Annotated in this window: 24 protein-coding genes; 20 read left to right on the top strand and 4 right to left on the bottom strand. The window is 31.8% G+C overall.

Features of this window, described 5'->3' with window-relative positions; genetic code table 11:
* Window positions 1-44 precede the first annotated feature (44 nt).
* Genes ACWI69_RS01740 through ACWI69_RS01725 form a run of 4 tightly spaced genes read right to left on the bottom strand, consistent with a single transcriptional unit; the run spans window position 45 to window position 3,552 of the window.
* Window positions 45-1,382, bottom strand: coding sequence for an MATE family efflux transporter (locus ACWI69_RS01740; protein WP_448820147.1), 1,338 nt, complete (start codon window positions 1,380-1,382; stop codon window positions 45-47).
* Window positions 1,383-1,403: 21 nt separating this feature from the next.
* Window positions 1,404-2,033 carry a PAQR family membrane homeostasis protein TrhA gene (gene trhA, locus ACWI69_RS01735; RefSeq protein ID WP_448820146.1) on the bottom strand — a complete coding sequence of 210 codons (630 nt, stop codon included), beginning with the start codon at window positions 2,031-2,033 and terminating at the stop codon, window positions 1,404-1,406.
* Window positions 2,034-2,044: 11 nt separating this feature from the next.
* Window positions 2,045-2,536: a deoxycytidylate deaminase gene (locus ACWI69_RS01730; protein WP_448820145.1), complete on the bottom strand. Its 492-nt coding sequence runs from the start codon at window positions 2,534-2,536 to the stop codon at window positions 2,045-2,047.
* Window positions 2,537-2,550: 14 nt separating this feature from the next.
* Window positions 2,551-3,552, bottom strand: coding sequence for a chorismate synthase (locus tag ACWI69_RS01725; protein WP_448820144.1), 1,002 nt, complete (start codon window positions 3,550-3,552; stop codon window positions 2,551-2,553).
* 186 nt (window positions 3,553-3,738) lie between these two features.
* On the opposite strand from ACWI69_RS01725, the gene obgE reads away from it, so the two are divergent.
* From obgE to ACWI69_RS01625, 20 genes are all read left to right on the top strand, one after another.
* Window positions 3,739-5,025 carry a GTPase ObgE gene (gene obgE / locus ACWI69_RS01720; RefSeq protein WP_448820143.1) on the top strand — a complete coding sequence of 429 codons (1,287 nt, stop codon included), beginning with the start codon at window positions 3,739-3,741 and terminating at the stop codon, window positions 5,023-5,025.
* A gap of 73 nt (window positions 5,026-5,098) precedes the next feature.
* On the top strand, window positions 5,099-5,995 hold the full coding sequence (gene miaA, locus ACWI69_RS01715; RefSeq protein ID WP_448820142.1) for a tRNA (adenosine(37)-N6)-dimethylallyltransferase MiaA: 897 nt from the start codon (window positions 5,099-5,101) through the stop codon (window positions 5,993-5,995).
* 107 nt (window positions 5,996-6,102) lie between these two features.
* Window positions 6,103-6,489 carry a hypothetical protein gene (locus ACWI69_RS01710; protein WP_448820141.1) on the top strand — a complete coding sequence of 129 codons (387 nt, stop codon included), beginning with the start codon at window positions 6,103-6,105 and terminating at the stop codon, window positions 6,487-6,489.
* A gap of 4 nt (window positions 6,490-6,493) precedes the next feature.
* On the top strand, window positions 6,494-6,886 hold the full coding sequence (locus ACWI69_RS01705; RefSeq protein ID WP_448820140.1) for an ATP-binding protein: 393 nt from the start codon (window positions 6,494-6,496) through the stop codon (window positions 6,884-6,886).
* A 1-nt stretch (window position 6,887) separates the two neighbouring features.
* Window positions 6,888-7,235 (top strand): STAS domain-containing protein, encoded by a 348-nt coding sequence (locus ACWI69_RS01700; RefSeq protein WP_448820139.1) that lies wholly within the window; start codon window positions 6,888-6,890, stop codon window positions 7,233-7,235.
* Between the two features lie 22 nt (window positions 7,236-7,257).
* Window positions 7,258-8,823, top strand: a complete 1,566-nt coding sequence (rny, locus tag ACWI69_RS01695) for a ribonuclease Y (RefSeq protein WP_448820138.1) — start codon at window positions 7,258-7,260, stop codon at window positions 8,821-8,823.
* Window positions 8,824-8,972: 149 nt separating this feature from the next.
* The gene (locus ACWI69_RS01690) at window positions 8,973-9,575 is read left to right on the top strand and encodes a DUF445 domain-containing protein (protein WP_448820137.1); all 603 of its coding nucleotides are present in this window, start codon (window positions 8,973-8,975) and stop codon (window positions 9,573-9,575) included.
* A 10-nt stretch (window positions 9,576-9,585) separates the two neighbouring features.
* Window positions 9,586-10,575: a Holliday junction branch migration DNA helicase RuvB gene (gene ruvB, locus ACWI69_RS01685; RefSeq protein ID WP_448820136.1), complete on the top strand. Its 990-nt coding sequence runs from the start codon at window positions 9,586-9,588 to the stop codon at window positions 10,573-10,575.
* Window positions 10,576-10,579: 4 nt separating this feature from the next.
* Window positions 10,580-11,005, top strand: a complete 426-nt coding sequence (locus ACWI69_RS01680) for an RrF2 family transcriptional regulator (protein WP_448820135.1) — start codon at window positions 10,580-10,582, stop codon at window positions 11,003-11,005.
* A 9-nt stretch (window positions 11,006-11,014) separates the two neighbouring features.
* Window positions 11,015-11,731, top strand: coding sequence for an RsmE family RNA methyltransferase (locus ACWI69_RS01675; protein WP_448820134.1), 717 nt, complete (start codon window positions 11,015-11,017; stop codon window positions 11,729-11,731).
* Window positions 11,715-13,037, top strand: a complete 1,323-nt coding sequence (mtaB, locus tag ACWI69_RS01670; RefSeq protein ID WP_448820133.1) for a tRNA (N(6)-L-threonylcarbamoyladenosine(37)-C(2))-methylthiotransferase MtaB — start codon at window positions 11,715-11,717, stop codon at window positions 13,035-13,037. The genes ACWI69_RS01675 and mtaB overlap by 17 nt, the downstream gene beginning before the upstream one ends.
* Window positions 13,015-14,019, top strand: a complete 1,005-nt coding sequence (locus ACWI69_RS01665; RefSeq protein WP_448820189.1) for a LytR C-terminal domain-containing protein — start codon at window positions 13,015-13,017, stop codon at window positions 14,017-14,019. The genes mtaB and ACWI69_RS01665 overlap by 23 nt, the downstream gene beginning before the upstream one ends.
* Window positions 14,020-14,429: 410 nt before the next feature.
* Window positions 14,430-16,220, top strand: coding sequence for a penicillin-binding protein 2 (mrdA, locus tag ACWI69_RS01660; RefSeq protein WP_448820132.1), 1,791 nt, complete (start codon window positions 14,430-14,432; stop codon window positions 16,218-16,220).
* Entirely contained in the window at window positions 16,217-18,121 is a 1,905-nt protein-coding gene (locus tag ACWI69_RS01655; protein ID WP_448820131.1) for a ribonuclease J, read from the top strand. The genes mrdA and ACWI69_RS01655 overlap by 4 nt, the downstream gene beginning before the upstream one ends.
* Before the next feature lie 30 nt (window positions 18,122-18,151).
* Window positions 18,152-18,460, top strand: a complete 309-nt coding sequence (gene yhbY / locus ACWI69_RS01650; RefSeq protein ID WP_448820130.1) for a ribosome assembly RNA-binding protein YhbY — start codon at window positions 18,152-18,154, stop codon at window positions 18,458-18,460.
* Between the two features lie 27 nt (window positions 18,461-18,487).
* Window positions 18,488-18,949: a divergent PAP2 family protein gene (locus ACWI69_RS01645; protein ID WP_448820129.1), complete on the top strand. Its 462-nt coding sequence runs from the start codon at window positions 18,488-18,490 to the stop codon at window positions 18,947-18,949.
* An 11-nt stretch (window positions 18,950-18,960) separates the two neighbouring features.
* Window positions 18,961-20,784, top strand: coding sequence for a 1-deoxy-D-xylulose-5-phosphate synthase (gene dxs / locus ACWI69_RS01640; protein WP_448820128.1), 1,824 nt, complete (start codon window positions 18,961-18,963; stop codon window positions 20,782-20,784).
* The gene (locus ACWI69_RS01635) at window positions 20,771-21,601 is read left to right on the top strand and encodes a phosphohydrolase (RefSeq protein WP_448820127.1); all 831 of its coding nucleotides are present in this window, start codon (window positions 20,771-20,773) and stop codon (window positions 21,599-21,601) included. Before dxs ends, ACWI69_RS01635 begins: the two co-directional genes overlap by 14 nt.
* The gene (locus ACWI69_RS01630; protein WP_448820126.1) at window positions 21,601-22,407 is read left to right on the top strand and encodes a TlyA family RNA methyltransferase; all 807 of its coding nucleotides are present in this window, start codon (window positions 21,601-21,603) and stop codon (window positions 22,405-22,407) included. Before ACWI69_RS01635 ends, ACWI69_RS01630 begins: the two co-directional genes overlap by 1 nt.
* The gene (locus ACWI69_RS01625; RefSeq protein ID WP_448820125.1) at window positions 22,404-23,681 is read left to right on the top strand and encodes a S41 family peptidase; all 1,278 of its coding nucleotides are present in this window, start codon (window positions 22,404-22,406) and stop codon (window positions 23,679-23,681) included. Before ACWI69_RS01630 ends, ACWI69_RS01625 begins: the two co-directional genes overlap by 4 nt.
* The last annotated feature ends 8 nt before the right edge of the window (window positions 23,682-23,689 follow it).

Below are 23,689 nucleotides of genomic sequence, written 5' to 3'. Positions count from 1 at the left end.
AATTATTAAATTATAGATTATTATAACACAAATTTTCTTTAAACTCAATTGTCAGATGATATCTTTCTCACTTTTTTTATTGTTAAAAAGAACATGACTACAGCTACTAGTGTATCAGATATTGGAAATGCTAACCAAACGCCAATTTCTTTGAAGAAATATCCCAGAATATAAACAAGAGGTATGTTTAAAATAATAATTCTTAACATAAAAAATCTGGTAGCTATAATACTGTCTTTAATAGATTGAAAAAAGTTATTACACGCTAAAAATATAGCTGTAAAAGGCATTAAAAAGAGATTTAATCTCATAGCAGAAACTGTAAATTCAACTAGAGGAGGGTCATTTTTTATAAAAAAAGAAACTATTTTTTCAGTGTTGAAAAGCATGAGAAAAACCAAGATAGTTGAGACACTGATAACTGTATAAAGTTGTATTTTCAGAACTTCCTTCACACGGTCATAATTTTTAGAACCAAAGGTATACGATATAATAGCCGCAGTTCCCTGATTAAATCCTTGTAAACTTGTATTCATAACACTTCTGCAGATTGAAATAATCCCAATTGCAGCGGTGGCAATGTCACCTCCGTAAACTCCAGCTTGTCTATTTGTGACAGTAATAACTGAAGATTGTAGAAGTTGGTTATAAAAACGAGGACTTCCTATTTTAAAAATTTCTTTTAAGATTTTAAAATCGAGAGAGAAGTATTGTTTTGAAAATGTAATGACATCTGATTTGAAAAAATAAAAAATAACATAAAAAGCACTTAAAGCTGTAGATATTAAAGTAGCCAACGCAGCTCCTCCAATTCCCATATCAAATTTAATAATAAAGAGATAGTCTAAGACAACATTGAAAATGCCTGTAAAAATATTCACTCCCATAGCAGTAACGGAATCTCCAATCCCTCTCACGAGAGTACTTTGTCCTAAAATTATTTGAAAAGTGGCAATAGGTATTAAAAAATTTGTGTATTCTATGGCTGACGCCATATTGGAAGAGGTAGCTCCTAAAATTTTTAGAATTGGAATATTAAAAATAAATAAAAAAAGTGACAGAAGAGTTCCCATAATAAAAATCCATAAAAATCCAGTACATAAAACTCTTTCAGCTCCTTCTCTATCTTGAGAGCCTAATTTGACTCCGATTATAATAGCTATTCCAGAAAATGCGAAATTGAAACTATTTATAATCATGGCGTAGGGGAAAACAAGGGCAATGGCTGCCATGCCCTCTCTTCCAGCTACTTGACCGATGAAGTATCTATCAGTTAAAACACAAAGCATACCTATAATGGCACCAAGTGATGACGGTATGCTAAACTTTAAAATGGTGGTTAAGGTGCTTTGTTTCTCGAACTTCAAACTTAAATCTTGCAAAATGCTCCCCCTATAAAAATATTATATTAAAAAATATACTGAAAAATAATTAAAAACGCTACCTGCTAAAACAAAAAGATGCCAAATGCCATGAGCAAATTTTTTATTTTTCATCAGATAAAAAATAGTACCAACAGAGTAACTAACTCCGCCAAAAATTAAAAGTTTCAGAGACAGTGGGGAAGCAAGTAGTTGTAAATCTTTAAATACAAACATGACCATCCATCCCATAAAAAGATAGATTAGAGTAGAAACAAAGTTAAATCTACCGACGAAGAAAACTTTAAAAAGGATTCCTAAAAGAGTCATTCCCCATTGAATAAAGAAAAGAATCCACTTGGTGGTCCCGTCGAAAACTCCAAGAAGATATGGAGTATAAGATCCAGATATCAAAATATATATAGCTGAATGATCAAGAATTTTAAAAATTTTCTTAATTTTTCCAACATAAAGTATATGGTAAGTTCCAGACATTGTGTAGAGTAAAATAAGTGAAAAACAAAACACCATAGAACCGATAATATAACCGATATTACCTGTGTTTAAAGAGTGGACTAAAAGAGCACCAGTACCAATAAGGGCTAAGATAGCACCAAAGTAGTGTGTCATGGAGTTGATCCATTCCTCCAATCTCGTTAATGTAGTATTCATACAAATACCTCCTATCCATTTTTTCTGAAGTTTAAAATAAGTTCATCAAATTTAGGATCTAGTTGCCTTAATTTGACGTTAGCAGCGTTTAAAAGTTTTTTAGATGCTATATTAGAGACGGTGTTATCGTATTTATCTGAGAGATAAACTATTTCACTTATTCCACTTTGAATAATACTTTTAGCACACTCATTACATGGAAAAAGGTCAACATAAATAGTACATCCTTTTAAATTTTTAGTGCTATTCAAGATAGCATTTAATTCGGCATGACAAACATATGCATATTTACTATTTAAAAAATCCCCCTCCCTATCCCAAGGAAATTCATCATCAGAACATCCGGCAGGGAGACCATTATAGCCAACACCGACAATTCTTCTATCAGGAGTTACAATACATGCTCCAACTTGTGTTCCGGGATCTTTGCTACGTTTTGCAGAGAGAATTGCTACTCCCATGAAATATTCATCCCAATCGATATAATCAGTTCTTTTTGACATTTTATCCTCCTAAATTAAAAAATACTTTTTGTATTTTGCAGATATAAATCTGCGAGGGCGATAGCCACAGAATTTTCCAAAATGATGGGAACTCTAAGAAGAAATGCAACATCATGTCTACCATTAATTTTTAAAGTTTGAATACTTCCCTCTTTAAAGTTAAAAGTTTCTTGTGGTTTAAAAATGCTAGAGGTCGGTTTGACTGCAACTTTTAGAAAGATATCATTACCGTTTGTAATTCCTCCGTTAATCCCTCCATTGTTATTAGACGAAGTTTTCCCATTTTTATCAATAAAACAATCATTAAATTTGCTACCTAAAAATTCAGTTCCTTTAAAACCAGCTCCAAATTCAACTCCTTTAATTCCAGGAATTGAAAAAAGCATAGATGAAATAACAGATTCGGTGGAACCAAAAAAGGGTTCTCCTAAACCAATTGGAATATTTTTAATGGTTAAAGAGATTGTACCTCCTAGAGAATCACCGGAGTTTCTAGTCTCAATAAGGTAGTTTTCCAATTTTTCACTAAATTTAGTTTTATCTAAAAGACCGATTGATTCAATCTCACTAGAAAAAATAACATTATTTAAAATTTTTTTTGCAATAACCCCAGCAGCAACAAGACCCAATGTTAGCCTACCAGAAAAATGACCACCACCACGAATATCATTAAACCCAGAATACTTTTCAGTTGCAGAGAAATCAGCATGTCCAGGTCTAGGATGTGATTTGAAATCAGTATAAACTTTAGAGTCAGTGTTTTTATTTTCAAAAAAAATATTTATAGGGGCACCAGTTGTAAAATTGTTAAAAACTCCTGAGATAATTTTGGGAATATCATCCTCTTTTCTGGGAGTGGTACCAAGTTTTCCAGATTTTCTTTTGGAAAGGTCTATGGTGAAATCCTCAAGAGTGAGTTTTATGCCTGATGGAACACCGTCAATTAAAACTCCAATACCAGAACCATGAGATTCTCCATAAATATGTACTCTAAAAAGAGAACCAAAACTATTCATAAAATCCTCCCTAAATTGAAATAATCTATATAATTTAATTTTATCATAAAACATAAGAAATATTAAACAAAAACATAGTAAAATTAATTGCAAAATATTAGAAAAAGGTGTAGAATATAACAATTAACGCATTGAAATGAATTGGATTTTTATATTATAGATTGAATATAATTGGAGGAGATAGCTGTGTTTATAGATGAGGTAGTTATAACGGTAAAAGCAGGTAATGGTGGAGATGGAGCCGCTACTTTTAGAAGAGAAAAGTGTATACAATTTGGAGGTCCAGACGGTGGAGATGGAGGTAGAGGCGGAGACGTAGTTTTTGTAGCTGACCCTAATATAAACACATTGATTGACTTCAAATACAAGAAATTATTCCAAGCAGAAAACGGTGAAAATGGTGCAAAGAAAAATATGTTTGGAAAATTTGGAGAGAATTTAGTGATAAAAGTTCCAATTGGAACTCAAGTGAGAGACATAGAGACAGGAAAATTACTTTTAGATATGAGTGTTCCCGGTGAAGAGAGAGTACTTCTAAGAGGGGGTAGAGGAGGTTTAGGAAACACAAACTTCAAAAACTCAGTTAGAAGAACACCGACTATGGCAGGAAAAGGAAAAGAGGGAATGGAGCTAAAGGTTAAATTAGAGTTAAAGCTTTTAGCAGATGTTGCGTTAGTTGGATATCCTTCAGTTGGAAAGTCGAGCTTGATAAATAAAATATCGGCAGCAAAGTCTAAAGTTGGAAATTATCATTTTACTACTTTAGAACCTAAGTTAGGAGTTGTTAGGCTTGGTGAAGGGAGATCGTTTGTTGTAGCAGATATTCCGGGATTAATTGAAGGAGCTCATGAAGGCGTAGGATTAGGAGATAAATTTTTAAAGCATATCGAAAGATGCAAAATGATATACCATATAGTGGATGTAGCTGGAATTGAAGGGAGAGACCCAATAGAGGACTATGAGAGAATAAATAATGAGTTAATAAAATTCAGTGAAAAACTAGCAAATAAGAAACAGATTGTTTTAGCTAATAAAATGGATTTGATTTGGGATATGGATAAATATGAGGAATTTAAAGCTTATGTAGAATCTCAAGACAATGAAATATTTCCAGTATCTGTTATTTTGGGAGATGGATTAAAAGAAGTTTTAAACAGGACTTGGAACATTTTACAAGAAACAGAAAGAGAAGAGTTAGAGGAAGAAACTGACATTATTGAAGTATTAAAAGCTAATAAAACTAGAAAAGAACCATTTATTGTAACACAGGATGAAGATGGAGTATTTGTAGTAGATGGTTCAATTGTAGATGGTGTACTGGCTAAGTACATTATAACTCATGATGATGAATCAGTTGTTACATTTTTACATATGCTTAGAAATTTAGGTTTAGAAGATGCTTTAAAGGAAGCTGGCGTTGAAGATGGAGATACAGTGAGAATTGCGGATACAGAATTTGATTTTGTTGAGTAATGAAGAGTTGTTTGTTAAGCTGAGCTATTAGGTTCAGCTTTTTTATCTATTAAAATATTTTAGAGGTGAAAAATTGAAAGGGATAGTTATAGCTGGACCCACTGGAGTAGGGAAAACAGAGTTATCAATAAAACTGGCAAAAGCTTTAAATGCTGAAATTATCTCAGCAGATTCAGCACAGGTGTATGAGGGACTAAACATAGGAACTGCTAAAATAACTGCACATGAGATGCAAGGAGTTGTGCACCATATGATAGATTTTGTTCAGCCCATAAAAAAATATAGTGTTGGTGATTATCAAAGAAAAGTAGATGAGTTATTGAAAACTCGTAGTGATAGAAATGTTTTATTGGTTGGAGGAACAGGACTTTATATAGATTCGGTAGTGAGGGGGCTTTCTGCTCTACCAGAGAGTGATTTAGTTATAAGAGAACAATTGATGAAAATAGATGGAGAGAAACTTTTTGAAATATTGAAAGAGATTGATCTAGAAAGTGCGGAAAATATTCATCCGAATAATAAAAGAAGAGTTGAAAGAGCGGTGGAGGTATTCTATCAAACTGGAGAGAAGTTTTCGGTTTTATCTAAAAAAAATATCAAAGGAAATAGTTTTAAATTCTTAAAAGTTGCTCTAGAAAGAGATAGAAAACATCTATATGATAGAATAAATCTAAGGGTAGAGATGATGATGGAAAATGGACTTTTAGAAGAGGTGAAATCTCTTTATAAAAAATATGGAGATGTGTTAAAAAAAATAAACATTATAGGCTATTCGGAATTAATTTCGTACCTAAATAAAGAGATAACTTTAGAGGAAGCCAAAGAGTTGATAAAGAAGAATTCAAGAAATTATGCTAAGAGACAGTTTACATGGTTTAAAAATGATCATGAATATATTTGGTACGACTTGGATAAAATGACCCAAGATGAAATACTTTCAGATATTTTACAGAGGTTTAATACCTTATAATGCTTTAACTAGTATATTATTTTATAAAATTACTGAAAATAATAGTCTTGATAAAAAAGTATTCGTATGGTATTATTGTACAGAAAAGCTTTAAAAGGAAGTGTTGAATGATAAAGAAGATTTATGTTATATTTTTAGTTATTTTGACTGCTTCTTGTTCAAATTCAGATAAAAGATATAATGAAAATTTATCAAATATTGACGAAAAGTTAGTATCTAAATTGGAGCTTATTCAAAAAGATTTACAGGTGAACAGTGTGATAAGTTTAAAAGAGAGTTTAGACGTTTCATTTAGTGAGAGATATGCTATAAATAAACTTTCGGAATATGACTTGTCTAAAGTAAAGTTCTACTTTACAAAACCAGAAGTTTCCAAAAATTTGGGTGAAAATACCATAGGAATTAGGTTTGGTGAAGAAGTGCTTTATTTTAATGTAGAGTATAAATATTCAAATGGTGATTGGAAAATAACCAAATTTACAGAGAGAAGGTGAAAAAATGCAGAATGAAATAAAGCTGTATGTTCCGTCCTCTTTAAAAAATCTTTCTATCATTAGAGCAATGACTAAAACGTATTTAGAGCATCAGAAAGTTGAGCAAAAAGATATAATGAAAATTTTATCTATTGTTGATGAGTTAGCAACAAATGTTATAGAACATGGTTACGAATATAAATCTGGTGATATAATTATAGAACTTCAAAAAAATAATGATATTATTCACTTGGTAGTTGAAGATAATGGCATTGGATTTGATGAATCTAAGATTAGTAAAGACGAAGGCGGAATGGGACTTTTTTTGGCAAGAGCTATGGCGGATAACTTTAAAGTTGAAAAAAAGATTAACGGAACAAAAATAAAAGTTGAAAAGAAAGTGAAGGAGGAAGTTTAATATGACTACAAATTTTGAAATAACTGAAAAAACAGTGGATGATGTAAGAGTAATAAAAGTGTGCGGAGAATTGGATGCATTGGTGGCACCAAAATTGAAAGAGAGAATAGCAAAGCAAATAGAACTTGATATAAATAAATTTGTAATAGATTTTACTGACTTAGTTCATATAAATAGCTTAGCTATGGGTATACTAAGAGGAAAATTAAGAGTTGTAAGAGATTTAGGTGGAGATATAAAATTGGTTGGATTAAATGACCACATAAGAACTATATTTGAAATGATTGGATTGGATGAATTGTTTGATATCTATCCAACGGAAGAGGAAGCAATAGCTAGTTTTAGATAATATTTACAGAGAGGAGAGACTAATGAACTTAATATTGGGAGTTGGATTAGCTATAGTTGGGTTTGCAATAATATTCAGTGTTATGTATAAAAAATCTACTATAGATAAGAAAATAGAGGAACTTAATAATTTAGAAGATGAAAAGATAAAAGCCAAGATAAAAGCGAAAGAGATATTAGAAAGAGCAGAGAAAGAATCTTTGGCAAAAAGTAAAGAGATAGAGATAAAGGCAAAAGAGACAGTTTATCAAATGAAAGAGGAAGCTGAAAAAGAGATAAAAGTAGCGAAGAATGAGTTGTTACAAAAAGAGGGGAGATTAGCTAAAAAAGAGGAAACTCTAGAAGCTAAAATTGAGAAGGTTGAAAGCAGAGCTGTGGAGTTGGAAGAGATCAATCAGCAGCTAGAGAATAAAAAAACTGAAATAGAGGATTTGAAAAAGGTTCAAGAGGAAACTTTGGAAAGAATTTCAGAAATGACAAGAAGTGAAGCTAAAGAGATGCTAATATCTAAATTAAAAGATGATTTAGTTCATGAAACTGCTTTGGCAATAAGAGAGTATGAAAATAAATTAGAGGATGAAAAAGATAGAATATCGAAGAGAATTTTATCAACAGCGATAGGAAAAGCTTCTTCAGAATTTGTTGCGGATGCTACTGTATCGGTTGTAAATCTACCAAATGATGAAATGAAGGGTAGAATCATAGGTAGGGAAGGAAGAAATATTAGAACAATAGAAGCATTAACAGGAGTAGATATAATTATAGATGATACTCCAGAAGCGGTTGTTTTATCAAGTTTTGATGGAGTAAAAAGAGAGGTCGCTAGAAGAGCGATAGAAAAGCTTATAAATGATGGAAGAATACATCCTGGTAAGATAGAGGAAGTTGTCAATAAATCTAGAAAAGAGATTGATAAAGATATTATCGAAGCTGGAGAGCAAGCTTTATTGGAGTTAGGAATTCCAGGAATGCACATGGAAATAATTAAAACTTTAGGTAAGTTAAAATATAGAACAAGTTATGGACAAAATGTTTTAACACATTCGATTGAAGTGGCTAAATTGGCTGCAAATTTAGCAGCTGAATTGGGTGCAGACACTAAATTGGCAAAAAGAGCTGGACTTTTACATGATGTAGGAAAGGTTTTAGATCATGATATCGAAGCTTCTCACGCAATAATTGGTGGAGAATTCCTGAAAAAGTTTGGTGAAAAACAGGCGGTTATAAATGCTGTCATGGCTCATCATAATGAAGTTGAATTTGAAAGTATAGAAGCTATTTTAGTACAAGCGTCAGATGCGATATCGGCTTCAAGACCGGGAGCAAGAAGAGAAACATTATCGACATATCTAAAGAGATTAGAGGGACTGGAAGAGATAGCAACTTCGTTTGACGGTGTTGAATCTTCTTATGCAATACAAGCAGGTAGAGAGATAAGAATTATAATAAACCCTGAAATTGTATCGGATGATGCTGCTACAAAGATGGCTAGAGATATAGCGAAGAGAATAGAGGAAACAATGCAGTATCCAGGACAGATAAAAGTAACAATATTGAGAGAAACTAGAGCTGTAGAGTACGCTAAATAAAAAATAAGAAAGGAGAAAATATAGTTTTTCTCCTTTTTTACTTATTATTATTAGATGAAAAGGTCAAAAAATATATTGGATATATAGGTATAAAATGGTATAATAAATAATAATTTATAAAATTGATAAGGAATTGAAAAGGTGAGAAGATGTTAGTAAAAGCGTTACTTTTAATAGTTATTGGATCCATGATTGGATGGATAACAAACTATATTGCAATAAAAATGTTATTTAGACCATATAGAGAGATAAATTTAATTTTTTTTAAAATTCAAGGTTTAATTCCTAAAAGAAGGCATGAGATAGGGATAACTTTAGCAGATACAATTCAAAATGAGCTGATATCATTAGAGGATATAACAAAAAAATTAGAGAATGCAGATTTAGATATTGAGATGGAAAAAGTAATAGATAGTATATTAGAAAAAAAGTTGGCTTCTGAGATAACAACTAGGTTTCCAATGATAGCAATGTTTTTAAATGAGTCAGCCTTAAATAAAATAAAGGATGCTATAAAGGAATCAATAATGGAAAATAAAGAACAAATAATAGAGATGTTATTTGAAACTTTGGAAAAAAATGTTGATTTTAAAGAGATTATAGTTGAAAAAGTAGACGCTTTTTCTTTGGAGGAGTTAGAGAGGATAACTTTTTCTTTGGCAAAGAAAGAGTTGAAGCATATAGAGATAATTGGGGCTATTTTAGGTGGAATTATTGGAGTTGTACAATTTGTGATAACTGTTTTTATTTAAGGAGAAAAGAATGGATAGAATAGTTTCTAATGAAGAGTTGGAATATGAAGGAGAAGTTCAAAAAAATCTCAGACCAAAAAGATTGAATGATTACATTGGTCAAGAGTCACTCAAAGAAAAGATGAGCATTTTTATAGAGGCTGCGAAAAAACGAGGTGGCTGCATAGATCATATTCTTTTATATGGTCCACCGGGATTGGGAAAAACAACTTTAGCTGGAGTAATAGCTACTGAAATGGGAGTTAACTTAAAGATAACTTCGGGACCGATATTGGATAAAGCAGGAGATTTAGCAGCTATTTTAACATCACTGGAGGAGAATGATATACTATTTATTGATGAAATACATAGATTGAATACTTCAGTTGAAGAGATTTTGTATCCAGCTATGGAGGATGGAGAGCTGGATATTATTATTGGAAAAGGACCATCAGCAAGATCGATAAGAATAGAGTTACCACCATTTACATTAATAGGTGCTACAACTAGAGCTGGACTTTTGAGCTCACCCCTTAGAGACAGGTTTGGTGTGGTACATAGAATGGATTACTATAAAGAGGCGGAGCTTGAAGGAATAGTAAAGCGAGGTGGAGCTATTTTAGGAGTAAAAGTTGAAGAAGAAGGTGCAAAAGAGATTGCTCTAAGAAGTAGAGGAACTCCAAGAATTGCAAATAGACTATTAAAAAGAGTTAGAGATTATTGCGAAATTAAGGGAAATGGAGTTGTTGATTTGAACAGTGCTATAAGAGCGCTGAACATTTTAGGAGTGGATAAACAAGGATTGGATGAATTAGATAGAGATATCATAAAAGCTATAATAGAAAATTATGGTGGTGGTCCAGTGGGAGTTGAAACTTTAGCTTTGATGCTAGGAGAGGACAGAAGAACAATTGAAGAGGTATATGAACCTTATTTAGTTAAAATTGGTTATATAAAAAGAACTAGTCGTGGTAGAATGGTTACAGAAAAGGCTTATAATCATTTTGGGATAAAGGAGTAAGAGGATGAAAATAAGTACAAAAGTTAGATACGGAGTAAAAGCGTTAGTATATATAGCTGAGGCTTCTCAGAAAGGGAACCTAGCTCGGATAAAAGAGATATCGGAATCAGAAGATATTTCAGTGCAATATTTAGAACAAATTTTATTTAAATTAAAAAATGAAAATATAATTCAAGGAAAAAGAGGACCGAATGGAGGATACAAACTTTCGATGGAGCCGGGAGATATTACATTGCATGAATTATACAAAATATTGGATGATGAAGTTAAAGTTATCGATTGTAATGAGAACAATAAAAGTAAAAATTGTTCTTGTGTGGATGATGAATGTTCGACGGCTTGTATTTGGAGTAAGTTAGATATAGCTATGACTAAAATCCTAGAAGATACAACTTTAGCGGAGCTAATAAAAAATAAGGATATGATATAGGAGTTTATAATGATAAGTGTTATAATATCTAAGGAGAATATAACGGATGAAATAATAGAAATAGTAGATAAAAACGATATAAACCATTTAAAAAATGCTTTTAGAATAAAATTAGGAGAGAGAATAAGAGCTGTAGATGGGGAATATGAATATATTTGTGAAGTTTTAAATATAGAAAAAAAGATAATTGAAGCTAAAATTTTAGAAAAAAATGAAGATAAATTTTCATCAGAAGTATATATAGAAGCAGCTATTGGAATTTTAAAAAATGATAAAATGGATTTGACAATTCAGAAATTAACAGAGATTGGAGTAAGCAAAATAACGCCACTACTAACAAAGAGAGGTGTAGCTAAAATCGCTGAAAAAAAGGACAAGTGGGATTTAATTGTAAAAGAGGCGACGAAACAGTGCCAAGCTGTCAAATTAGTAGAGGTTGATGAACCTAAAAAATTAGTGGAATTAGATTATGAGGAATATGATTTGGTATTTGTTCCGTACGAGTGTGAAGAGGAAAACTCATTGAGAGGTATTTTAAATAGAGTTGAAAATAAACCTAAGAAAGTTTTATATATAATTGGTCCAGAGGGGGGATTTGATAGGGAGGAGATCGAGTTCTTAACTAAAAAAGGTGTGATACCTGTATCTTTGGGGAAAAGAATACTAAGAGCTGAGACTGCTTCAATTATAGTAGGAGGAATATTAGTAAATGAATTTCAAGAATAAAAAAGTAGCTTTCTATACATTGGGATGTAAAGTTAATCAATATGAAAGCGAAAGTATAAAAAATCAATTGATAAAAGTAGGATATGAAGAAGAAAGCTTTGAAAATAAGGCAGATATATATATTGTCAATTCATGTACGGTGACTAGTATAGCCGACAAAAAAACAAGAAATGTGTTGAGAAGGGCTAAAAAAATGAATCCCAACTCAATTGTTATTGTTACAGGGTGTTATGCTCAAACAAATTCAAAAGAACTATTGGAGATTGAAGAGATTGATTTTGTTGTTGGAAATAGTAACAAAAGTGGTCTAGTAGATTTTATCCAAGATATTGAAAATAAAAAATCAAAGGTATTAACAGAGAATATTTTTGAAGAAAGAGCGTACGAGGAATATGAATTCGCTACTTTAAGAGAGATGTCAAGAGCATATATAAAAATACAGGATGGATGTAATAATTTTTGTTCATACTGCAAGATACCATTTGGAAGAGGAAAAAGCAGATCTCGTTCTTTAGAAAGTATCTGCAAAGAGATTGAAGTACTGACAAAAGAGGGATTCAAAGAGTTCATTATCATTGGAATAAATTTAGGTGCTTATGGTGAAGATTTGGATTCTGATATTAATTTAGAAACACTTTTGGAAACTGTAATAAAATTAGAAGGTGTAGAAAGAGTTAGAATAGGGTCAATGTATCCAGATAAGATATCTGATAGATTTATTCAAATTATGAGAGATAACAGCAATAAGTTAATGCCACATCTACATATATCGTTGCAATCTTGTGACAATACAGTTTTAGAAAGAATGAGAAGAAACTATGGTGCAGAGCTTATCCAAGAAAGGTTGCTAAAACTTAGAGAAAATGTTGAAGGTATAGAATATACAGCGGATGTCATTGTAGGATTTCCTGGAGAGACAGATGAGATGTTTAGCAATACGTATAATGTCATAAAAAGTATAGGATTTGCAGATTTACATGTTTTTCAGTACTCTGATAGAGAAAAAACTTTGGCAAATACTTTTACAGATAAAATTGATGGAAATATAAAAAAGAAAAGAGCTGAAATTTTAGAAAATTTAAGAAAAGAGATGGGAAAAGAGAGAAGAGAAAAATATATAGGAAAAGAACTAGAAGTTTTAGTTGAAGAGATAAAAGAAGATGGATGTTCATACGGATATAGCCAAAATTATTTAAGAGTAAAAACTTTAGAGGCGGTAGTTGGTGTCAATGAATTAGTAAAAGTAGAAATTTCAAATTTAGAAAAGGAGTTACTAATTGGAAATGAGAAGGGAAAAAGGGTTTAGTAGACAAAAGAAAACAACGAAAAAAGCGGGAAGAGCTCTGGGAGGACTACTATTAGCACTAATAGTTATAGGTGCTTTAGGTGTGTTTTTGACATATAATTTGAATAAAACTAACAAAAATTTAGAAAACTGGGAAAGATACGCAATAATAGGTAAAAATAATATCATTGTAGTGTATGAGGATAAATTAGCAGTAAAAATACCCTTTGATGTTCAAGTCGATAAGGAAACAACAATAAAAAACTTGGTGGATTCTAAAAATTATAAAATGGTAATAGATTCAATAAATAATTTTTTACCTGAAAAAGTTCAGAACTATAAAGTTATAAAGTATAGTGAAATAGCTTTAAATGTAAAAAATGCAAGAAATATTCCAGAGATGGTGATAGATGATAAAAAATATATCTTAACATCAGGAACTCAGTCTCTATTTGCTGACCTATATGGTGGAGAGCTAAAAGGTTCGGAAAATTTAGTTGTGGATATATTGAATGCAAATGGAGTTGGAGGATACGCTAGAAAAACTGGAGAGAATTTAAAAAATAAATTAGCTTTGACTTATACAGCGGCTAACTATGAAAAAAATACGAATTATAGCTTGATTAAAATTAATGAAATTAGTAAAGAAAATATTGAAAATATATTGGCTAACGTCAATGAAAAATATTTCAAAATAAAAGAGGACAGTGATATACCTACTTTAGCAAGTGTTGTACTGATACTTGGAAAAGAAAAGGATATCGATTTTAAAATTGAAATAAAAGGAACGACAGCTGAGGCAAAATCAGCTTTAAAAGAGCTGGAGAGCTCTGGATATAAAAATGTAACTTTAAAGGAAGACTCTAAAAAATTGGATAAGTCTGTAATAGAGTACAACAGTGAAGACTACTATACAGCATTAAAAATTGCAAAAAAATTAAACATAAGTAATATGTTAGAAAATAATAGTTTAAGTAACAAGATAAATGTTTTAATAGATTAGAATTAAAAAGGAGTGAAAATGCTAGATTTTATCTCAATTTTATTTATTTTTATATTGGATAACATCCCTCAAACAACATCAAAAGGTTTTTTAATAATGCCTTATTTGGCTTATTTATCCTATAGAAAGGATAAAAAAATAGCATTTTTATTTCCGTTGTTGGCAATTATATTAGCTCTTCATTCGAGAGAACCTGCATTTGCTTTTTTGTTTGTGGGCATAAATATTATTTTTTATTACCTATATTTTATAAATTTTGATTATAATATTGGAAATCTCTATATACTTTCGCTTTTACAGATAATAGCGTGGAAATTTTTTATAAAAAGTCCATTTGTAATAGTGAACATATTATTGTTTTCAGTAATTTATTTTATAATTAATTTATTATATATGAGGAGAGCAACTAAGTGAAAAAAGGTTTTGGAATAAAATTAGGAAAGAGTTTCGAATTTAGAGGGGAGATATATAAAGTTTTTATTTTTCTAGTATTTGCACTACTGGTAAGTAGGATGGCATATTTACAAATTTTAAAAAAAGATAAATATAATTATTTGGCTCAAAAAAATAGAGTTAAATTGAGAAAAATTGATGCAGAAAGAGGAAACATATACGATTCTAATGGAGAGTTAATTGTCACTAATACACTGGGGTATAGATTGGTGTATTTGAATCAAAGGGTTGTAGCTGAGAATCAGTTGAAAGAGATGAGTGAAGTAACAGGGTACAGCGAGGATTATTTACAAAGAAGAATAAAATATGGAGAGATTGTACCATATACTAAAGAAAATATTTTAGTCGAAGATTTGGATTTAGATTTAGCACACAAGTTAATGGAAAAAATTGGAGATTATCCATATTTAGAGGTTCAAAGTTACTCTAAAAGAAAATATATATATGATTCATTGGCAGCACACACAATTGGGTATGTAAAAAAAATAACAGAAAAAGAGTATGAAAGTTTGAAAGAGGATGGATATTCTCCAAGAGATATTGTGGGAAAAACTGGAATTGAAAAAATTTATGACGCTCAAATGAAGGGAAAACCGGGATATGATTATATTGAGGTTAACGCTCTAAATAGAGCTCAAAAGATTGAAAAAAGTAAGGAACCAGACCCAGGGTATGATTTACATCTATCTTTAGATATGAGATTACAAAAGTATATGGAGCAAATTTTCCAAGAGGAAAATTTGTCAGGAGCTTTAGTGGCAATAGAAGCTCAAACAGGAAAAGTATTAACATTGGTAAGTTATCCGACATATTCACTGACTACATTTAGTTCTAAAATTTCTCAGGAGGATTGGGATCAAATAACAAACGATCCAAGAAAGCCCTTAACAAATAAAAGTATATCAGGAGAGTATCCACCGGGTTCTGTATTCAAGCCATTTTCTGCTTTTGCATTTTTTAATAATGGATTGGATCCGAAAACAAAAATATTTGATAATGGTGTTTATAGTATAGGAAAGTGGAGTTGGAGAGCTTGGAAAAAAGGTGGACATGGAACAGTTGATTTTGAAAAATCTATAGTGGAATCTGTAAATCCATATTATTACAAGTATGCTGATCAATTTGGACATGAACCAATTGTTGATGTAGCTGGAAGTTTTGGTTATGGAAAACTATCTAAAATAGATGTTTTTGGAGAGAGAGCAGGAATATTGCCGAATGAAAAGTGGAAAAAGAAAAGGTTTAAACAAGGGTGGTTCAAAGGAGATACAATAATCTTATCAATAGGACAAGGGTATCTTCTGGCAACACCTATGCAAGTTGCAGTATCTTATATGGGTCTTGCAAATAGAGGAAAAGCTTATGTGCCTCATGTTGTAGATTATATGGAGAATGGTAATGAAAAAGTAGAAATAAAACCAGAGGTTTTGTATGAAACAAATTATCCGAGCTGGTACTATGATGTTTTAAATAAAGCATTAATAAATACTGTTGAAAAAGATAATGGAACTACAAAAGCATTAAGAACCCCTGGATTGGTTATAGGGGCAAAGAGTGGATCATCTCAAAATTCGAGATTTGATGAAACACATGCCCTTGTTGCAGGATATTTTCCGGCAGATAAACAGCCTAAGATTGTATTTACAGTTCTATTGGAAGGAGCTGGAGGAGGAGGACGTGTCGCTGGAGGAGTTGCTAAAAAATTTGTGGATAAATATTTGGAATATTACAATGAGGAGATGAAATGAATTTAGAAAATATTGTCGAAAAGGAGAAAGAAGTAACAAAGAAAAAAACAAGACGAAGAAAATATTATAATAAAGCAAAACAGGTGGAGAAATCTCCAGTTGTTGAAACAAAAACTTTAGATGAAGTAAAAGAAAATCAACAGGACAGAACTCAAGTTGTAAAAAAAAGAGTTCCGATTACAAAAGCAGAGATTCAAGAGGAAACTAAAAAAACAGTATCAAAAACTGAAAAAGAGGAAAAAATGTATGTAATTCCTCTAGGTGGTTTGGACGAAATTGGAAAAAATATGACTTTAGTTCAGTATAGAGATGAGATTATTATTATTGATTCAGGAGTTACTTTTCCAGATGATGGACTGTTGGGAATAGATTTGGTTATTCCAGATTTTAGCTATATAGAAAGTAACAAGGATAAAATAAAAGGGTTATTTATCACACATGGGCATGAGGATCATATTGGATCGGTACCATACTTGTATCAAAAAATAGACAAAAATGTACCACTTCACGGAGGAAAGTTAACGTTAGCATTGATAAAAGCTAAATTTGAAAGTGGTGAGGTTTCAAAGATACTTCCTAAGATGAGAGAAGTCAAAGGAAGAGATAAGATTAGAGTTGGAAAATATTTTGAAGTTGAGTTTGTAGGTGTTACTCACTCGATAGCGGATGCCTATGCGGTTGTTGTCACAACTCCAGCGGGAAGAGTGATGTATACAGGAGACTTTAAAATTGATTTAACGCCTGTTGATGGAGATGGAGTAGACTTTTTAAGACTTGCTCAAATTGGAGAAGAGGGAGTAGACTTACTGCTTTCAGATTCCACAAACTCAGAAATTGATGGATTTACTCCATCTGAGAAAAGTGTAGGAGAAGCTTTTAAAGTGGAGTTTACAAAAGCGAAGGGAAGAATTATAATCGCAGCTTTTGCATCTCATGTACATAGACTTCAGCAAATTGTAAACATTGCACATGAACATGGAAGAAAGATTGCAATAGATGGAAGAAGTTTAATTAAAGTTTTTGATATTGCATCTACATTGGGATATCTGAAGCTTCCAGAAGATATTATGATAAGTTTATCGGATGTTGATAAAATGAGAGATAATAAAGTTGTTATCCTATGTACAGGAACTCAAGGTGAACCTATGGCAGCATTATCGAGAATAGCTAAAAATATGCATAAACATACAAAGGTAAAAGAGGGAGATACTGTTATAATTTCGGCGACACCTATTCCGGGAAATGAAAGAGCTGTTTCTAATAATATAAATAGTCTTTTAAAATACGAGGCAGAAGTTGTATTTAAAAAAATAGCTGGGATACACGTTTCAGGACACGCGAGTAAAGAGGAACAAAAATTGATGTTAAACTTAATAAAACCTAAGCATTTTATGCCGGTACACGGAGAGTTTAAAATGTTAAAGGCCCATAAGGAAACGGCTATAGAAACTGGGATTCCTAAAGGAAATATCGTGATAGCAACCAATGGAAGTAAAGTAGAAGTGACAAAATCTAGTGCAAAAGTAAAGGGAAAAGTCAATGCGGGAGCAACGTTAGTTGATGGACTTGGTGTTGGAGATATAGGGCATATAGTTTTAAAGGATAGACAACAGTTATCGCAAGATGGAGTAGTAATTGTGGTATTCGCTTTAGATAAAGAAACAGGAAAAGTATTGAGTGGACCTGATATTGTAACTAGAGGATTTGTGTATTCTAGAGATTCGGATGAAATTTTAAACGAGGCCAATGAGCAGATTAAAGTAAAATTAAAAGAGTTTGAAAATAGTGCTATAAAAGATTGGACAGTTATAAAAAATAGTGTTAGAGATGTGGCAGGAAAGTTTTTCTATAATAGAATAAAGAGAACCCCAGTTATTCTGCCAATAATTATGGATGTATAAAAATATTATTAAAGATAAAGAGGAGAAAAAATGAGTTTAACAAGTAAAAAAAGAGCGTTTTTAAGAAAGAGAGCTCACAATTTAGAGCCAATATTTAGAGTGGGAAAAGAAGGGTTCTCTGAGACATTGGCTCAAGGAGTTTTAGAAGCATTAATTCCAAGAGAGCTTATCAAAGTAAAAATACTTCAAAATTCTGAAGTGGAAAAAAATGAAATTGCTCATCAAATAGCTGAGCAGATAGAGGCTGAAGTTGTAGGAATAATTGGAAGAACTATAATATTCTATAAAGAGAATCAGGATAAACCGACAATATCACTAGAATTAAAAGCAGTTAAATAAAAAATTAAAAAAGAGAGTGGGGAAACTATGGAAAAAGGAATAATTTTAGGAAATAGGATTCTAGATGTAGTGTTTATAGCTTGGTTCATAGCTCAGTTTTATAAAGTTGCAACTACGATATTTATTGATAGAAAACTAAATATGAAAAGAATTTTTGAAACTGGAGGAATGCCGAGTTCCCACTCTTCAACTATGGCATCACTAAGTACAGCTATCGGGTTAGCACATGGCACACAAAGTGCGATATTTGCTATTTCGTTTGTGTTAGCTGGAGTGGTGATGTATGATGCTGCTGGAATTAGGAGAGCAGCAGGAAAACACGCAGGACTTTTAAACACTTTACTGGATAGGTTTGCAGCAAAAGTTGGAGAGAAATTGCATGATGAAAAATTAAAAGAGCTTTTAGGACACAGTCCATTAGAGGTGTTAGTAGGGGCTATATTAGGAGTGGTTGTAGCTTTTGTGTTTAAAGGTTATATTCAAGCTTAAGGGTGGAAAAAATGAGGGTAGATAAAGAATATATTGACAAGTTACAAAAGGAAAGCCAAGAAATTAGAGATACTCTTGTAGAGATTACAAGCAAAAATGGTGGACATTTGGCACCGAATTTAGGGGTAGTTGAGTTGACACAATCAATAGTTGAAGTTTTTGAGTTGCCAAAAGATAAACTTTTATTTGATGTGGGGCATCAGTCGTATGTTTATAAATTGTTGACAGGACGAAAAGAAAAATTTAAAACTTTACGAACAAGAGATGGAATAGGTCCTTTTTCAGATCCAAAAGAAAGTAATTTTGATTTTTTTATAGCTGGACATGCTGGGAGTGCTCTTTCTGCGGGAGCAGGAATAGCTAAAGCAAATCCTGAAAATAAAGTTATTGTGGTCATAGGTGATGCTTCAATAGCAAATGGACATTCTCTGGAAGCATTAAATAATATTGGAGAAAACCTTAAAAATTTGATAGTTATATTAAACGATAACGAGATGTCTATTGGAAAAAATGTAGGTTCGCTATCTAAATTTTTTGGAAGACTGATGATTAGTAATGTGTATATGAATATAAGAAAAGATGTAAGAAGTGTCATAAGTAGGGGAAAAGTTGGAAAGCAGGTAAAAAATGTATTGGAGAGAATAGAGCACTCTGTAAAACAGTTTTTCCTACCTTCGAGCATATCAGAAGTCTTAGGGTATCAATTTCTAGGTGTGATAGATGGGCATAATCTAGAGGAGTTAATAAAGACTTTAATAGTAGCTAAAGAGATGGAAGGACCAGTTTTTATACACGTAAAGACAGAAAAAGGAAAAGGTTATCAATTAGCTGAAGAGAATAAAGAAAAGTTTCATGGAATATCTCCATTTGACCCAGAAACAGGTGAGGTTGAGTTAGGAGGAAAGACATATTCTAACATTTTTGGTTCAAAATTAGTTGAGTTAGCTGAGAATGATAGAAGTATCTATGCTATTTCAGCAGCAATGGTAAAAGGAACGGGATTGGGTGAATTTCAAAGTAGATTTGAAGATAGATGTATAGATGTAGGAATAGCCGAAGGGCATGGCGTAACATTTTCAGCAGGTCTGGCGATATCTGGTAAGAAACCTTATGTAGCAATATATTCAACATTTTTTCAAAGAGCTTTAGATCAGCTAATACATGATGTTGGATTACAAAATTTGCCAGTTAAATTTATAATAGATCGTGCAGGGATAGTTGGAGAGGATGGGAAAACACATCAAGGTATACATGATATAAATATGTTTTTAAGTATGCCAAATTATAGAGTACTTGCTCCAGCTACAGGGACAGAGTTGAGGGAGATGCTTGAGTTTTCTAAGGATTTTAAAGAGGGACCTTTAGCAATTAGATTTCCAAGAGGAAATGCGTTTGAATTGGAAACAACTTCAAAAAGTAGTTTTGAATTAGGTAGATGGAAAGAGATTAAAAAAGGAAAGAAAAACCTTTATTTGGTGACTGGAGCAATGTTAAAAGAGATACTCGATATAGAGGAAGAACTTTTAAGAAAAGGATTGGATGGAACTATTGTAAATTGTTCATCTATAAGACCTTTGGATGTCAACTTCATTCTTAATGAATTTTCAAAATATGAGAATATATTTACATTTGAAGATGGTTATGAAAGAGGTGGGTTCGGCAATGAGATATTGAGAGTTTTAAATGAGAAAAAAATGAAAATTAATATAAATATAATAGCTTTGGATAGCGTATCAATACCTCACGGTTCAAGAAATATATTGTTGGAAGATTATGGTCTGAGAGGTAAAAAACTAATAGAGAGAATAGAGGGTAGCATTAATGACGGAAAATAGTAATGCACTGAAGTTTATAAAACTTCTACTGAGCCATGAAATGGTTTTAGATTTAGATCATCATGATGATCAAGGAGTTAAAGTAACAACTCACACATATGATGTACTAAAAATATCTTTTGAGGAAATCAGAAGAGATTATAGAGATTTAAAAGAAGCAAGAGAGAAAGTTGACTTTTTTTCAATTGTAGTTGGAGTAATAATTCATGATTTGAGCAAAGGAAGCATAAGAAAAGCTGATGAAAAACTTTCTCACTCTCAAATGATGATAAAAAAACCTGAATATATTATTAAAGAAGCTGAAAAAGTATTGTCGGAGATAGAAGAGGCTTTAAATTTAAAAATAATAGACAGAATAAAGAAAAATATAACTCATATTGTTATATCACATCATGGTAAATGGGGAAAGATTCAACCCAATACAAAAGAAGCTCACATAGTGCATAGAGCTGATATGTATTCAGCAAAATACCATAGAATAAACCCAATTGGTGCGGATAAAATTTTAAAGCTTATGAGTGAGGGTGTTAATCTAGATGAAGTAGCTAAAAGATTCAATTGTACGACTGGGGTTATAAAGGACCGGTTAAAAAGAGCAAAGCATGAACTTAGATTAAAAAATACAAAACAGTTATTAGGTTACTATAGAAGTAAAAAGAAAATCCCCATAGGAGATGACTTTTTTACAAAGAGAGTTAGAGAAACTGAAAAATTAATAAAAGCTGTCGATAGATTAGGATTTGAAAATCTGATTTTAGAAAATCCACTGTTGAACTATCTAGAGGATGATAAGATTTTTGAAAAGGAAGGAAATTAATGAAAGAAAGAGTAGACCTTCTACTAGTTGAAAAAGGATTTTATGAAACTAGAGAAAAAGCAAAAAGAGCAATTATGGCTGGATTGGTTGTAATAAATGACAAGAAAATAGATAAGCCCGGAACATCTATAAAAATAGATGAAGAGCCTGTGATAAGAGTTAAAGGTGACGCTTGTAAATATGTAAGTCGTGGCGGATTAAAACTTGAAAAGGCTATAGATGTTTTCAAACTGGATTTACAGGGAAAAAGAGTTCTTGATGTAGGGTCTTCAACAGGTGGATTTACAGATTGTTCATTACAAAATGGCGCATCTTTTGTATATGCGGTAGATGTGGGAACAAACCAATTAGACTGGAAATTAAGAACTGATAGCAGAGTGAAATCGTTAGAGAATACTCATATCAAAGATTTAATATTAGAAGAGTTAGATAATGAGAAAGTAGATTATATAGTTATGGATGTATCATTTATATCTATTACAAAGGTAATGGAGCATCTGATAAAGTTTTTTAGAAATGATACTAAACTTATGGCATTAATAAAACCACAATTTGAAGTAGGAAAAGAAAATATTGAAAAGGGTGGAATAGTAAAAGATAGTAAGAAACATATAATGGCAATAGAAATGGTTATGGAGGAAGCTAAAAAATTTGGACTTAGATTAAAATCGTTAGATTTTTCACCTATAACAGGTACAAAAGGAAATGTTGAATATATCTCTTTATTTGAAATGGGAGAGGAAGAGTCACATATCAACATAGAATCAGTTGTAAAGCTAGGAAAGAACTTGGGAGGAGCCATATGATAAAACTGTTAAGAAATGCTGGAGTAGCACTACTTTTATCTGGAATTATGATTGTCAATACAGTTCCATCATATTCTGTAGATAATGGATTTATTGCAAATATAAAAGAATTAAAAGAACTTTCTGATATTATGAATATCATAAAAGAAAATCATGTAGGGGCTGAAAAGGATCCAACTAACACAACCCTTATGCAAGGAGCATTAAAGGGAATGATGGAATCATTGGATGACCCTCATTCTAATTATTTTACAAAAGAGGATTTAGAAAGTTTTAAAGAGGATATCGAAGGTAAATATGCAGGTGTAGGAATGGTAATTCAGAAAAAACCAGATGAGCCTTTAGTTGTAGTTTCACCGATAGAGGATACACCAGCATATTTAGCTGGAATAAGAGCTAAGGACAAAATAATAGCAATAGACGGTGAGAGTACATACAAATTGACAAGTGAGCAAAGTGTTAAAAAGCTGAAGGGTGCGGCTGGAACTTCGGTAAAACTTACGGTTTATAGAGAAGAGGCGAAAGAGACTAAAGATGTTGAATTAAAAAGAGCAATTATTCAATTAAAATATGTAAAAAGTAGAATGATTGGAAAAGATATTGGTTATTTAAGATTGACACAATTTGGTGAAGATGTCTATAAAGATGTGCGTCGAGATTTGGAAGGGTTGATTAAAAAGGGTGCCAAAGGTATTATTTTTGATTTGAGAAGTAACCCGGGTGGATCTTTAGGTCAGGCAGTGAAGATATCCTCCATGTTTATTCCAGAAGGAAAAATAGTGAGTACAAAAGGAAAAACTGGTGAAGAAGAGATAGCATATAGGGAAGGAAAGTATTTTGGGAATTTTCCTCTGATAGTTTTAATAAATGAAGGAAGTGCTTCAGCTTCTGAAATTGTTTCAGGGGCAATAAAAGATTATAAAAGAGGTATTCTAATTGGAGAGAAATCGTTTGGAAAGGGTAGTGTTCAAACTTTGTTACCTTTGCCAGATGGAGATGGAATAAAACTAACAATAGCTAAGTATTATACTCCTAGTGGTGTTTCTATTCATGGAAAAGGAATAAATCCAGATATCTTAGTGGAAGAAAAAGATGATTTCTTATTTTTTGATGGTTTTGTCACAAATGTAAATGAAGCTGAAACAAAAGAGAGCAGAAATAAAATAATAAAAGAGGTTAAAGGAGAAGAGGAAGCCAAAAAAATAATTTCAAAAGGTGATATTCAACTTGATAAAGCGGTTGAGGAGATGAATAAACTTTTAGAGAAAAAATAGGAAGAAAT

The organism is Cetobacterium sp. (assembly GCF_977044495.1).
The sequence above is the reverse complement of the archived record's forward strand: the minus strand, read 5'-3'. Positions and strand labels throughout refer to the sequence as shown.

What these genes read in the sequence shown, in the direction of transcription:
- dxs (WP_448820128.1), top strand. Translation starts at nt 18,961, where the DNA reads ATGAGGGTAGATAAAGAATATATTGACAAGTTACAAAAGGAAAGCCAA.
- ACWI69_RS01730 (WP_448820145.1), bottom strand. Translation starts at nt 2,536, where the DNA reads ATGTCAAAAAGAACTGATTATATCGATTGGGATGAATATTTCATGGGA.
- ACWI69_RS01675 (WP_448820134.1), top strand. Translation starts at nt 11,015, where the DNA reads ATGATAAGTGTTATAATATCTAAGGAGAATATAACGGATGAAATAATA.
- ACWI69_RS01655 (WP_448820131.1), top strand. Translation starts at nt 16,217, where the DNA reads ATGAATTTAGAAAATATTGTCGAAAAGGAGAAAGAAGTAACAAAGAAA.
- ACWI69_RS01705 (WP_448820140.1), top strand. Translation starts at nt 6,494, where the DNA reads ATGCAGAATGAAATAAAGCTGTATGTTCCGTCCTCTTTAAAAAATCTT.
- trhA (WP_448820146.1), bottom strand. Translation starts at nt 2,033, where the DNA reads ATGAATACTACATTAACGAGATTGGAGGAATGGATCAACTCCATGACA.
- mtaB (WP_448820133.1), top strand. Translation starts at nt 11,715, where the DNA reads ATGAATTTCAAGAATAAAAAAGTAGCTTTCTATACATTGGGATGTAAA.
- ACWI69_RS01680 (WP_448820135.1), top strand. Translation starts at nt 10,580, where the DNA reads ATGAAAATAAGTACAAAAGTTAGATACGGAGTAAAAGCGTTAGTATAT.
- ACWI69_RS01630 (WP_448820126.1), top strand. Translation starts at nt 21,601, where the DNA reads ATGAAAGAAAGAGTAGACCTTCTACTAGTTGAAAAAGGATTTTATGAA.
- ACWI69_RS01665 (WP_448820189.1), top strand. Translation starts at nt 13,015, where the DNA reads ATGAGAAGGGAAAAAGGGTTTAGTAGACAAAAGAAAACAACGAAAAAA.
- ACWI69_RS01690 (WP_448820137.1), top strand. Translation starts at nt 8,973, where the DNA reads ATGTTAGTAAAAGCGTTACTTTTAATAGTTATTGGATCCATGATTGGA.
- rny (WP_448820138.1), top strand. Translation starts at nt 7,258, where the DNA reads ATGAACTTAATATTGGGAGTTGGATTAGCTATAGTTGGGTTTGCAATA.
- ruvB (WP_448820136.1), top strand. Translation starts at nt 9,586, where the DNA reads ATGGATAGAATAGTTTCTAATGAAGAGTTGGAATATGAAGGAGAAGTT.
- ACWI69_RS01625 (WP_448820125.1), top strand. Translation starts at nt 22,404, where the DNA reads ATGATAAAACTGTTAAGAAATGCTGGAGTAGCACTACTTTTATCTGGA.
- ACWI69_RS01635 (WP_448820127.1), top strand. Translation starts at nt 20,771, where the DNA reads ATGACGGAAAATAGTAATGCACTGAAGTTTATAAAACTTCTACTGAGC.
- yhbY (WP_448820130.1), top strand. Translation starts at nt 18,152, where the DNA reads ATGAGTTTAACAAGTAAAAAAAGAGCGTTTTTAAGAAAGAGAGCTCAC.
- ACWI69_RS01710 (WP_448820141.1), top strand. Translation starts at nt 6,103, where the DNA reads ATGATAAAGAAGATTTATGTTATATTTTTAGTTATTTTGACTGCTTCT.
- ACWI69_RS01700 (WP_448820139.1), top strand. Translation starts at nt 6,888, where the DNA reads ATGACTACAAATTTTGAAATAACTGAAAAAACAGTGGATGATGTAAGA.
- ACWI69_RS01645 (WP_448820129.1), top strand. Translation starts at nt 18,488, where the DNA reads ATGGAAAAAGGAATAATTTTAGGAAATAGGATTCTAGATGTAGTGTTT.
- ACWI69_RS01725 (WP_448820144.1), bottom strand. Translation starts at nt 3,552, where the DNA reads ATGAATAGTTTTGGTTCTCTTTTTAGAGTACATATTTATGGAGAATCT.